The organism is Mogibacterium timidum ATCC 33093, assembly GCF_000525775.1.
Lineage (GTDB): Bacteria > Bacillota > Clostridia > Peptostreptococcales > Anaerovoracaceae > Mogibacterium > Mogibacterium timidum.
This window is the reverse complement of record NZ_JALU01000027.1, coordinates 35,942-47,522: the sequence shown is the minus strand read 5'-3', so window position 1 is coordinate 47,522 and position 11,581 is coordinate 35,942. Positions and strand designations below refer to the sequence as shown.

Below are 11,581 nucleotides of genomic sequence, written 5' to 3'. Positions count from 1 at the left end.
ATTCAAAATACAAATCGCGAAACACTCGCCTCTGCATGTCTGCACCTCTCTGCGTCAGTATTTATAATTTAACCTTATGTATTGTACCATAGCCAACACAAAAGTCCAGAGGTAAAATTGATAAATACACAAAAATACAATGTGCATTTATATGCTTTGAGATGTTTCGGCTCTATGTAACTGTAACTACTTTGCCTGCTTGCTGTGCTTACTGTGACTCCATATCTCTTCAGCGCTCGGATTCCACTGCTTAGCATATGGGATACACTTCTCCTCAAGGTGCTCCGCCGACTCAGGCGAAATCATATCTGTAGAGTGAGCACCGGATTCATTGACCATCTTGGACAGCCTTCCCGGATTCTCCAGCATTGGACACGGCTTGAGCGGATTGCTGTTAAACGGCTGGTTGTGGTGATATGCCATGAACAGTGGACTCTTGAGAGCTTCCAGAATTGTTTTTTCCCGGATATTCGAATCGGAGTAGTGGATGAATACGCATGGCTCCATGTCCCCTGCAGAATTGATGTGGAAGTAGTTTCTTCCACCTGCTATGCAGCCGCCGATGTACTCACCATCGTTCTGGAAATCGATAGTGAATATGGTCTGAGGATAATCCTTAGACCTGATGAAGCGAACTCTCTCCATAACATGCTTGCGCTGCTCAGCATTAGGCATCAGGCTCGGATCAGCATCGTTGCCGACCGGCATGTAGTGGAAGTACCAAGCAAGCTTGCAGCCGTGTTCAACCAGCATCTGTATGAAGTCATCGTTGGTAACGTACTCGTAGTTAACGCTTGTGTAGCAAATCGACACTCCGTACAGCAGGTGATATTTCTGCATCAGCTTCATAGCATTTATAACCCGCTGGTACACACCCCTGCCGCGGCGAGAGTCTGTCGACTCCTCGGTACCCTCTATACTCATTGCGAAGGATATGTTTCCAACACGTTGAACGTCCTTGCAGAAGGCATCGTCAATCAGCGTTCCGTTGGTAAAAATATGGAACTCGCTGTCGTTGAACTCCTCCGCCAGCTTGATGATGTCGTCCTTGCGAACCAGCGGCTCTCCGCCTGTCATGATGTACACGTAGGTGCCCATCTCGTTACCCTGCTTGATGATGCTGGCCATCTCATCATAGCTTAGATTGTTTTTATATCCGTATTCAGCAGCCCAGCAGCCGGTGCACTTGAGGTTGCAAGCAGAAGTAGGGTCGAACAAAATTGCCCATGGAATATTGCAATTCTCTTCGCGCTGAAGCCTGTTTCTCTCTTTGTTTCCTCTGAATGCAGCGTTGTAGCCGACATTGGTAACGAAGTGCTTGATGACGTTCTCGTCGACTTCATTTACCATATTTGTCGCATATGCAACCCAGCTTGAGTTTGGATCGGCAAACTCGCTTCTGATGCGCTCTATAGCCTTCTTGCCACTGTTTTCCTTATCGCTCTTAGGAATAAGATATTTGTCGAAAATATTTACTATATCCAGCATTCCTTCCTGTGGATTTTTCTTGACTTTCTTGAAGCCGATATCAACTGCCTTGTTGAAAGCAGCCAATGTTGCCTTATCTAATATTGACATAGCAACCTCCTTTTTCAAACTGACCAAATGTCATTTATTTTGGTAATTATATTACTTTAACTACAAAATTGCAAACGCCCGTCACGTATCGGTACTGAAATATAAACACGAAAAGACCCTCCGGCACTGAGTCCAATGAGAGTCCTTCTTCATTTATTGTACTACTTACAACCAGTTTTTGACACTAGTTATAGTGCACAAACCATAATATTCAATTTGTATGTCTATCAACGTCAGCTTTAAATTGTTTCGGATAAACTGCGTACCATCCGAACGTGTATTTATTAAATTTGACGCATGTCCTTTATCTTTTTAACATCAACAGTCGCAATCTGCGATTACTCACGCGGTAGATTTGTTTACAAAAGTCTAACGGCTAAGTTCGAGCGCATAGCTTACCGACGACAACGCATACAGCGGCGCTGTCTCAGCTCGCATGATGCGTGGCCCGAGTCCGACGCAGACTGCACCGGCTTCTGTAAATTTCTCAATCTCCCTACCCGTGATTCCGCCCTCAGGTCCAAATATGAAGAGAAGTCTGTCACCCTCCGAGACTTCCCCGAGCGCCGCAGCAAGCGCTGACTTTTCTCTCGCCTTGGCGGATTCCTCGTAAGCGACAAATACTCTGTCAAAATCAGCAAAGCTATCTACAAGCTCCTTGCTTCGCTCGACAAGATCAATCTCAGGGATGAGGTTGCGCTTGCTCTGTTCAGCCGCACCCTGCACGACCTTGTCAAGCTTCTCCTTGAGCCCGGTCAGCTTCTTGGCATCCCATTTGACAACCGACCTCTCAGCCGGAAAGCCCCAGATAGCAGCGGCTCCCAACTCCGTGGCTTTCTGAGCTATAAACCGGAATTTGTCACCCTTAGGGAATCCGCAGGCGACAGTCACATCCACAGGCAGTTCAACATTTTCATCCAGCTCTTCTATGATGCGCATAGTTCCGGATTCAACATCCTCAACGGCTGCCAGTCTTTTAATGCCATCAGGGAAGACGAGCACGGCCTCATCGCCTGTGTGAAGCCTCATGACTCGGAACATGTGCTTGAGAGTGTCTTTATCCGTAATCTCAACGGTACCCGAGCCAGGGCTTCCGAATACGAAGTATTGTTGCATGGGTTTCTCCTGTATTCCTATATAATCATGACCACCGGCTGAGCCGGTGGTTTATTGATTCACCTCGTTATCGCTCGGCGAATCCACTGCTAAAGCAGATACAAGAAAAGACCTGAAACTCAACAGTTTCAAGCCTTTTCAAACCTTGGTACCGCATCCGGGAATCGAACCCGAGATTCAGCCGTGAGAGGGCTGCGTCTTAACCTCTTGACCAATGCGGCATATTTCGTGTCACGATTGCGACACGAAACAGTATACATAATATAACGGACCTTGTCCAGTATTTTTTAATTTTTTGTCAGTATGTTTTTTGTCAGCACTTAAAATTCCGCTAAACAGTCTATCGTTTATAGCCTATAGCCGTAACAGTCGCCGCAAACTCTGCCAACACTGACGCTTTCGGTCTTACACTGTCTCGCTAGCAGATCCTTGGCAGCAGCTCGCCGCTTGGTGGCGGCAGCAAAGTCTCTGTGCCAATTTCAGTCGTCATTATTACATGCCCCGGCATCTCTGACATCGCCTCACCTATTACCACTGCCCCCTCTGTGTGGTCGGAGCTGCGGAGTGCTGCGAGTACATCGTCAGCGGATTTTGCAGGAACGAACATCACAAGTCTGCCCTCACAGGCCAGGTACAGCGGCTCCAGACCCAGTATTCCGGTGATACCCGCAACCTCAGAGTCGAGTGGAATGGACTCGGTGTCGAGCCTGACGCCCACATTGCTCTGGTCAGCAATCTCATATAGAACAGTCCCGACACCGCCGCGAGTCGCATCGCGAATGACGTGGATATCCGGAGCTGCATCGAGAGCTGCATGAACTGCGCTCCATAGAGGTGCACAATCGCTTGTCACGTTGGCCTCCATGCCATAGCGATCTCGCTCAAGCAGGATAGTGCAGCCGTGACGGCCTATATCGCCGGTGACTATAATCTTGTCACCGGGCTTGGCATTTGTACCGGTCGGGTTCACACCTTCAATTATCTCACCGACTCCGGTCGTCGTGATGAACACACCGTCGACCTGTCCCCTCCCTGCAACCTTAGTATCTCCGGAAACGATTGAAATTCCAACCTCGTGAGCCGTCTTGGCCATAGCGGCAGCGATGCGGTCGAGCTTCGCCAGGGGGAAGCCTTCCTCGATTACGAAAGCGCATGAGATATACAGCGGCTTTGCACCCATGCACGCCAGGTCGTTGACAGTGCCGCAGATGGAGAGCTTACCGATGTTTCCGCCGGGGAACTCTGCCGGAGATACGATAAATCCGTCTGTTGACATTGCCATCCTGCCGGTTGGCGACGGCAGAACCGCAGCGTCGTCAGAAGTCAAGTATTCGTTGTCAAAATATTTTTTAAAAATCCCGCCAATCAGATCGGATGTCTGCTTGCCACCTGCTCCGTGAGCCAGAGTTATTATCTGTTCCATATGTCGCCTCCGTATTTATAGAACGCCGAGCACGCGCCCTCGCCGGACACCATGCACGCACCGATTGGATGCTCAGGCGTACAGCCCTTGCCGAACACCTTACAGTCATACGGCTTAAATTTGCCGAGCAGCACCTCGCCACACCTGCAGGCAGGATTCGGTGTGCCTTCAAGCTCGGGCAAATCAAACTTTATGCGCGCATCATATTCCGAATATTCGGGTCTGAGCTTTAGCCCGGAATTCTTGATAACTCCAAGTCCGCGCCATTCCGAATCGCACGGCTCCATCAGTGAATCGACCAGCTTGCGAGCAGTCGGACTACCCTCTTCGGTAACTACTGCCGGATAGCAATTCAGCGCAAACGGTTCTCCTTCTTCGACCTTTTTGATTATGGCTGCAAGCGCAACCAGTACCTCAGATCCTGTAAATCCGGCGACTACACCGGAAATACCATACTCATCCCGCAGCCTGTAGTAATCCGCCATGCCGGTCATCGTACTGACATGACCCGGATACAGGAACGCATCCGCACTTACCTTGAGCGCCAGATACGCATTGAACATCGTTTTGTTGGCAGTTAAAATCGAGAAATTCTGCGCCCCGGCCTTTTGTGCTTCGCGCACAGACATCACACTGCCCGGTGTAGTGGTCTCAAATCCGACTGCAAGGAACACAACCTGCTCATCGGGATGTTTCTTCGCATACTCAAGCGAGTCGAGCGGCGAGTATACGACATTTACCTTTGCCCCCTTGCTGCGCGCTCCTGCCAGGCTCATCTCCGTTCCGGGAACTCTGATCAGATCACCAAAGGTCGTGATTGTCACGTGCTTGTCCAGAGCCAACATCACCGCCTCATCTATATACGATATAGGCGTAACGCAAACCGGACAGCCCGGTCCCGAGATCAGCTCTATACTGTCCGGCAGCAGTCTCCTGATGCCAAGCTTAAAAATCTCATGCGTATGCGTCCCGCACACCTCCATGATGCGGAGTTTTGATCCGTTATACGAAGTAATAATGTCACGTGCCTTTGTGGCACTCTCATTAATTGGCATCTATTTCCTCCATGACCGAATCAGCTTCTGCAGCATCATCGCCTGCAATCCTGGCAATTGCAAGTCCCGCATGTACCATGACGTAGTCTCCGGGAGCAAGATCGGAAATCAGCTCCGCCGAGACGCGCCTCTTGACACCGCCGGCGTCAATAACAGCCATATTATCTTCAATATTGGCAACCTTTGCTCTTAATCCCACGCACATAAGTGCACCTCCATCATTTTGTCATCTAATTCTATTGTACCCTAATTAGCTCTATAACTCCGATACACCCTGATTGACTCTATAACTCTGATTGGCTCTGATTCTCAAGTGCAGCTATTCCTGCTGCTGCCTGTCCGAGAGCTATACCGCCGTCATTGGTCGGCACCATAGAGTGCTTGAGTACTCTGAATCCTTCGCGCCTCAAGCCTTCATCTACCAGCCTCAGCAACAGCAGGTTTTGGAACACGCCGCCTGACAGCGCTACTACATCGGTGGCTGTTCTGGTGCGCTGGTAGCAGCACGACATTACGATCATATCAGCCAGCGCCTTATGGAAGAAATAAGCTAGCTGATCTATATCCTGGCCGGACAGTCGCCTTGCCGCCAGCTCCATGAGCAAGGTGTCTGTACACAGCTCGAATCGGTCTTGATCGATATTGATCAGCCTGCCCGCATATGGAGCGAGGCTTATTCCTTGTGCTTCGGCGCGTTCGGCTGCGAACTGGAGCGCCATTGAAGCCTCGCCTTCGAAGGTGCCGGATGCCTTGATACCGAGCACTGCGCTGACTGCATCAAAGAGTCTGCCGGCACTTGTCGACTTGACTGTATTGACGTTGTTGCCGAGCATGAAGTCGATGCTGCGTCTGCCCTGCGCATCGCCGAGCCCGAGCGTCGCGGCGATGCGTCCGGCCGGCTCACTTCCGAGCGCTGTGCTGATTATTGAGTAGGCAATCCGCCATCCTTCCCTGGATGCGATGTCCCCGCCGGCATGCATGAACGGCGTGATATTTCCAACCCTTTCAAAGCTATTTGCATCACCCAGCAAAAACTCTCCGCCCCATATCGTACCGTCCGGTCCATAACCGGTCCCATCAAAAGTCACTCCAAGAGCAGTGCCCTCATACTCGTTTTCTGCCATGCATGCAACCATGTGCGCATGATGGTGCTGAACCTCCATAACCGGTACTCCTTCCCGCTCTGCTATCACTTTCGCCATCTCACTCGTATTATATCCGGGGTGCATGTCGCTCACTATCATCTCAGGTTTAATCTCAAAAAGTCTTTCCATCCTACGCACTGCTGCATCAAGTGCCCGAACGCTCCTCATATCAGCCATATCTCCGATATATGGCGATGGATAATATAACCCTTTTGCACTTAGGCAAAAGGCGTTTTTGAGTTCCCCCCCTATCCCGAGTACCGCGTGATTACTTTCTTCCTTTGCAACAATCGGTAATGGCGAATATCCTCTGGAACGCCTGATCATATACGGTCTATGGTCATAAAATGCCATTACGGTATCGTCGGCTCTAATGCGAATTTCTCTGGAATTTGAGAGTATTATATCGCACATTGGCGCCAAGTACCCTGATGCCTCTTCATCATTCATGCAGATTGGGGCTCCTGAAGGGTTGCCGCTAGTCATCACCAACACATCAGAAATCGGCTCATCCCCCGGATAATCGAAGAGCAGCATATGCACCGGTGTGTACGGCAGCATAACCCCCAGGTTAGGATTGTGTGGGGCTACTGATGCTGCAACTCTAGTTCCCTGAACTGATTGTTCCTCATTATCAGTCACCGAAATATCATGCTTCTGAAGCTCTATGCCTGAACTCAGTCTCTCAGATTTCTTAGGTATCAGTATGATCGGTTTCTGCGGTCCGGTAAGCAGCGTCATCATCTCCGCCTCCGGCTCACATTCGCGCGCAACCACATCCGGATCCCGCATCATCACAGCAAACGGCTTCATCGGGCGCGCCTTCAGCTGTCTGAGGCGCCGAACCGCTGCTTCATTCGCGGCGTCGCAGCACAGATGAAACCCTCCAATCCCCTTGATAGCAGCGATGCCGCCGGATCTAATCACAGCCCTGGTCCTGAGCAGAGCCGCCGTGCCATATTCCTTAGCACGCGGCCTGTAGATTCCGGCCTCGGATTCGGCACCCTGCTTGATATGAGCATCAGCTTGTGCTGCGCCATATTCCCCGGTGCACGGACTGTCGGTCACGGCCTCGGATTCGGCACCCTGCTCGATACGAGAATCAGCTTGTGCCGCATCACATTCTACGGTGTGCGGACTAACCGCTCCGACTTCGGCCACGCCGCCGAGTGTGTAGAGCTCCGGCCCGCAATCATTGCAGCATACAGGCTGTGCGTGATACCGCCTCGAATTCATATCCGTATATTCATGATTGCAGTCCTCGCACATAGGAAAATCGGCCATGCTGGTTTTATCTCTATCATAAGGCATAGAATCCAGAATTGTTAATCTGGGACCGCACTGTGTGCAGTTGATAAAGGGATGCAGATATCTCCTGTCATCAGGATTGTACAGCTCTCTGGCGCAATCAGGGCAGATGGCAATATCAGGAGATACAAATATCTGACCTTCCTCATGCTTGCTCTCTAATATTTTGAATCCGGATCCTGCGTTATTGTTCTTAGCCGCACCTCTCTGCCCCGTTATCAGCTCAGGTGCCGGAGCACCGTTCTCGGGCTCAAGCGTCTTCACCTTGACCTTGACAATCGCAGATCTCTCAGGAGCCTCTGCCTCCAGTGCATGAATAAACTCATCTATTACGTCTACTGTAGCAGAAGCTGCAATTTCAACATAAGAACCCTTGTTACAGACGCTTCCGGATATTTGATATCTATCTGCAAGCCTATTGACAAATGGTCTGAAGCCTACTCCCTGCACTATTCCATAAAGCCTAATAAGTTTGGTTATCAATTACAGCACCTCTCCGGCCTTCTCCCAATACTCGGCGTCAGAGTCTGCGGAATAAAGTGAAGCGGATATAGCGAAATGCGGCAGGCTGAGGAATGTTCCTTGCCAGCCGGGCAACGCTCTTTTAAGTAGCGGATCGCCAATGACCATATCGTATCCGCGAGCTTCCACAAGCTTCATGAGATCATCCTCTTCGTTCAGCTTTACATCCGAGTCGAATCTAGCCTCCTTATTCAGCATGAACCAGCTCGCAACATCCACCGATTCAAGCGAAGAGTCGGAATCAGTATCAAGCACAACGCTCCTTAGCGAATTTGCAAGAACCTGCTGGTGTATTATCAGCACCCTTGTCGGATTATGGCTGCATACCCTTGCGGCAAAGTCTTGCAATCGAGCCTCGGGCAGCGGATATCGTATCTCGTACGGAACTCCGAATCTATCTCGAAGCCATCGAGCCGCCTTGATTCCACCGGGAGATACGACGATATTCCTGTTCACGCGAGCCGCTTTGCCAACAGCTGCGAGGTCATCGTTGATACCGTATATGACCGGATTTTCGATTCCCATCTCCGCAAGCGCTGCCAGCATATCTGAATAATCGCCGCTTCCCGGCGTATCCAGCGGTGTAAAGCCTATCACCCCGACGGTTCTATTATTTCTATTGCATACGTCACCCGCATCCCGATTTGTTAAATGCAATCGGCCTACACAACCTGTTCTGTTATCTCTACTGCATGCGTCATCCGCATCGCTTACCGGCGCTTCCACATTTGAATCAGTATCGGCATTGGGGCCGTCCTCGACCGGTTCATCAGCTGACAATCCTGCTGCTTCCATCGAACTCCCTGAATTCAGTACCTTTGCTCCGGAGCCGCCGTTTTCCGGCATGTAGCTTTTGAACAGCTGCAAAAAAGCCTTGCTTATACCATCGTCATAGAGGTCGATTCCGTTCGTCTCGACCGACACGACAGGAAGCCCGTAATCCTCTTCCATCAGCCTCTTGAGCGCCCTGTAATCCGTCGCAATCACCGACGGAACCGGTGTCCCGATCAGTCCGACGAACTTAGCATCCACATCTCGCAATGCATCCTTGGTCTTCTTGATCAGGAGCTCGTCGCGTCCGAGAATCGCATCCAGGTCTCTGAGTCCGGCACTGAAAATCGCGCTCTTCTCCTTCTCCCAGCGCGGCTCGTCATATCCGCAGATATTACCGACACAACCGCCGGCATCCATTATTATCAGCATTCCGCCGTAGTGGAACAGCACCGAAACGGCTCCCGACTGATCCGGTGTGAACGGCGATAGATATTTCCTAAGCCCTTTCATCAGCGAGCCTCCTCTCTACCGCCTCAACAAAGTGGACCAGTCCTTTGTAGCCAAACGGCTGAATCTCGTCATTCCAGTGCACATTTATCGATTCAGGATAGTAGAACTGTGCGTCAATTCCAATAGATATATCGACCTTTTCACTGCCATCATAGTTCATCATCGTCGGAGACAACGTCGAATATACCTTTAACTCCGGATTGAGCTCTGCGAGTTCGTTGATAAACGGGAAGTCATCGCCACTTATATTTGCAAAAACTGCCTTGACGCGCAGCCCCAGCTTTTCGAGTGCAAGTGCCATCTCGATAGAATTTCCATTTACTACCTGACCTATTGCAAAAGTCCTGCCCTCGCACTCCCTCTGCAGCCTCGCACAGGCATCATTCGCCTCGTTGTAGTATTCCGAATCATCGATAGCACTTCCGAGGGCCGCAGCAAAAAGCGCATATTGACGGCGAATTCTATCTATTTCATACAGTCTGCTTAGCTCTGCATATGGTATTCCCAATCTCGCCTCCAGCGCAAACGCAGCCTTCCTTGACTCAGGATTTAATATCAGGTTGAAGTCGGCTCCGCCCATCTCCATATAATCATCGAGGGTTGTCTTCCTCCCTACCTCATGGATTGTCTTGACTCCAAGCTGTCCGAGGATATCATATAGCTCCGAATCGTCTTCGAGATGGGTGAAATTCCCGAGCAGATTAACAGTCCCGCCTATTGGCTTTCGCTTCTCGAGCAGTGAGTAGATAGCTTCCCTTACCGCAACCATAGGTGGATTTTTGCCTTCGCGCATCAGCGCATACATATATGTAGGAACCACATGAATTCCTGTTCGCTCTTCAGCCTTGCGACAGACACGTTCCAGGTCGGTTCCGAGGAGTGCATCCACGCATGTGATGCAGATGACCACAACCTTGGGCTTGACCTCGCACACCTCGCAGATTTCCTCTATTGCCTGCGGTATATCGGTGAGGTGACGCCCTGTGACCAGATCGGTTTCGCTCATTTGGAGGAAGAACATCCTGTCGCTGTAGCCGCCCTCGTCCGCGAGAATCGTGGTGTTACGGCCGCAGCATGCCGGTGCAACGACCAGCATCACCGATTCCGGTATCACGAGTCCTGCCCGCTTGACGCCGAAGCCCTGCGCGCCGGGAGAATTATATGTCAGCGTCGCCGGTGAACTGTATACCAGGTGATCGTTACCAATCAGTTCAGACGGAATCGTACCTGCCGCAGCGAGTTCTCCGATAGTTGTATAGTAAGCATCTCTCGCCATTACGCGTTCTCCTTGATCAGATAGTCTGAGAGCGCCATAAATCTCTTGGCGATATCAGAATCCGGATTGCCTTCGACGACAGTCTTGCCCTGATCCTCCCAGTCGATGATTTCCTGACTGCGAGGAATCTCTCCGACGATCGGAACGCCGGCCTCATCCGCAAAGGCCTGTACCTTCGCTGTCTCGTGCTCGACGTTCCTGTGGTTGAGCACGATGCCCTTCACCTTGGCATATCCGCGGTCTGCAAAATTATCAACAGCCGTCTTGATGTTGCCGGCAGCATAGAGAGCCATCCTCTCTCCCGAGGTTACGATGAGTATATCCTCCGCGAAGCCCTCTCTGATAGGGGCCGCAAAGCCTCCACAGACAACGTCTCCCAGCACATCGTACAGCACTACGTCCGGCTCGAACCTGCCAAACACATCCAGGTCGTCAATCAGATTGAACGTCGAGATTATTCCTCTTCCGGCACATCCGATCCCCGGCGTCGGACCCCCGGTCTCGATGCACTTCACTCCGCCAAAGCCGGTCTTGACCATTTCGTCAATCGTCGGTTCATCGTCGTTTTCTCTCATAAAATTCATTACCGGCATCAGCGGCTCACCGCCGAGCAGATTGATTGTCGAATCCGCCTTCGGATCGCAGCCAATCTGAAGCACCTTATAGCCTTTAACTGCAAAAGCTGCCGCGAGGTTGGCTGTAACCGTTGATTTTCCAATGCCGCCCTTGCCATATATAGCCACTTTAATCATTTATCCCCCTACACAAAAAGACTTCAACCACTCGGGCAGAAGTCTCCGAAAACAAGCTCTTCCCACACGGTGCCCGTTGTGGTCAGTCCGCATTTAACTATTGAAATTATACTATCGCATTC

The 11,581-nt window shown here is 50.8% G+C and carries 9 protein-coding genes and 1 tRNA gene; all 10 read right to left on the bottom strand.

Going from position 1 to position 11,581, the window contains the following annotated elements; translation table 11 throughout:
* Nucleotides 1-186 precede the first annotated feature (186 nt).
* Entirely contained in the window at nt 187-1,578 is a 1,392-nt protein-coding gene (locus HMPREF0581_RS07450) for a radical SAM protein (protein WP_009643668.1), read from the bottom strand.
* A gap of 369 nt (nt 1,579-1,947) precedes the next feature.
* On the bottom strand, nt 1,948-2,694 hold the full coding sequence (locus HMPREF0581_RS07445; RefSeq protein ID WP_009643666.1) for a 16S rRNA (uracil(1498)-N(3))-methyltransferase: 747 nt from the start codon (nt 2,692-2,694) through the stop codon (nt 1,948-1,950).
* Between the two features lie 146 nt (nt 2,695-2,840).
* Nucleotides 2,841-2,915: transfer RNA gene (locus HMPREF0581_RS07440), tRNA-Glu, on the bottom strand.
* Between the two features lie 197 nt (nt 2,916-3,112).
* Nucleotides 3,113-4,117, bottom strand: coding sequence for a hydrogenase expression/formation protein HypE (hypE, locus tag HMPREF0581_RS07435; RefSeq protein WP_009643655.1), 1,005 nt, complete (start codon nt 4,115-4,117; stop codon nt 3,113-3,115).
* The gene (gene hypD, locus HMPREF0581_RS07430; protein ID WP_207637016.1) at nt 4,105-5,172 is read right to left on the bottom strand and encodes a hydrogenase formation protein HypD; all 1,068 of its coding nucleotides are present in this window, start codon (nt 5,170-5,172) and stop codon (nt 4,105-4,107) included. The genes hypE and hypD overlap by 13 nt, the downstream gene beginning before the upstream one ends.
* A complete protein-coding gene (locus HMPREF0581_RS07425) occupies nt 5,162-5,377 on the bottom strand; it encodes a HypC/HybG/HupF family hydrogenase formation chaperone (RefSeq protein ID WP_009643673.1) in 216 nt (71 codons plus the stop codon). The genes hypD and HMPREF0581_RS07425 overlap by 11 nt, the downstream gene beginning before the upstream one ends.
* A gap of 79 nt (nt 5,378-5,456) precedes the next feature.
* On the bottom strand, nt 5,457-8,108 hold the full coding sequence (locus HMPREF0581_RS07420) for a carbamoyltransferase HypF (protein WP_009643644.1): 2,652 nt from the start codon (nt 8,106-8,108) through the stop codon (nt 5,457-5,459).
* Nucleotides 8,109-9,431, bottom strand: a complete 1,323-nt coding sequence (locus HMPREF0581_RS08415) for a nitrogenase component 1 (RefSeq protein ID WP_009643624.1) — start codon at nt 9,429-9,431, stop codon at nt 8,109-8,111.
* Entirely contained in the window at nt 9,418-10,707 is a 1,290-nt protein-coding gene (locus HMPREF0581_RS07410; protein WP_009643628.1) for a nitrogenase component 1, read from the bottom strand. The genes HMPREF0581_RS08415 and HMPREF0581_RS07410 overlap by 14 nt, the downstream gene beginning before the upstream one ends.
* Complete coding sequence (locus HMPREF0581_RS07405) at nt 10,707-11,459, bottom strand: nucleotide-binding protein (RefSeq protein WP_009643617.1); 753 nt, start codon at nt 11,457-11,459, stop codon at nt 10,707-10,709. The genes HMPREF0581_RS07410 and HMPREF0581_RS07405 overlap by 1 nt, the downstream gene beginning before the upstream one ends.
* Between the last annotated feature and the right edge of the window lie 122 nt (nt 11,460-11,581).

What these genes read in the sequence shown, in the direction of transcription:
- HMPREF0581_RS07450 (WP_009643668.1), bottom strand. Translation starts at nt 1,578, where the DNA reads ATGTCAATATTAGATAAGGCAACATTGGCTGCTTTCAACAAGGCAGTT.
- HMPREF0581_RS07445 (WP_009643666.1), bottom strand. Translation starts at nt 2,694, where the DNA reads ATGCAACAATACTTCGTATTCGGAAGCCCTGGCTCGGGTACCGTTGAG.
- hypE (WP_009643655.1), bottom strand. Translation starts at nt 4,117, where the DNA reads ATGGAACAGATAATAACTCTGGCTCACGGAGCAGGTGGCAAGCAGACA.
- hypD (WP_207637016.1), bottom strand. Translation starts at nt 5,172, where the DNA reads ATGCCAATTAATGAGAGTGCCACAAAGGCACGTGACATTATTACTTCG.
- HMPREF0581_RS07425 (WP_009643673.1), bottom strand. Translation starts at nt 5,377, where the DNA reads ATGTGCGTGGGATTAAGAGCAAAGGTTGCCAATATTGAAGATAATATG.
- HMPREF0581_RS08415 (WP_009643624.1), bottom strand. Translation starts at nt 9,431, where the DNA reads ATGAAAGGGCTTAGGAAATATCTATCGCCGTTCACACCGGATCAGTCG.
- HMPREF0581_RS07410 (WP_009643628.1), bottom strand. Translation starts at nt 10,707, where the DNA reads ATGGCGAGAGATGCTTACTATACAACTATCGGAGAACTCGCTGCGGCA.
- HMPREF0581_RS07405 (WP_009643617.1), bottom strand. Translation starts at nt 11,459, where the DNA reads ATGATTAAAGTGGCTATATATGGCAAGGGCGGCATTGGAAAATCAACG.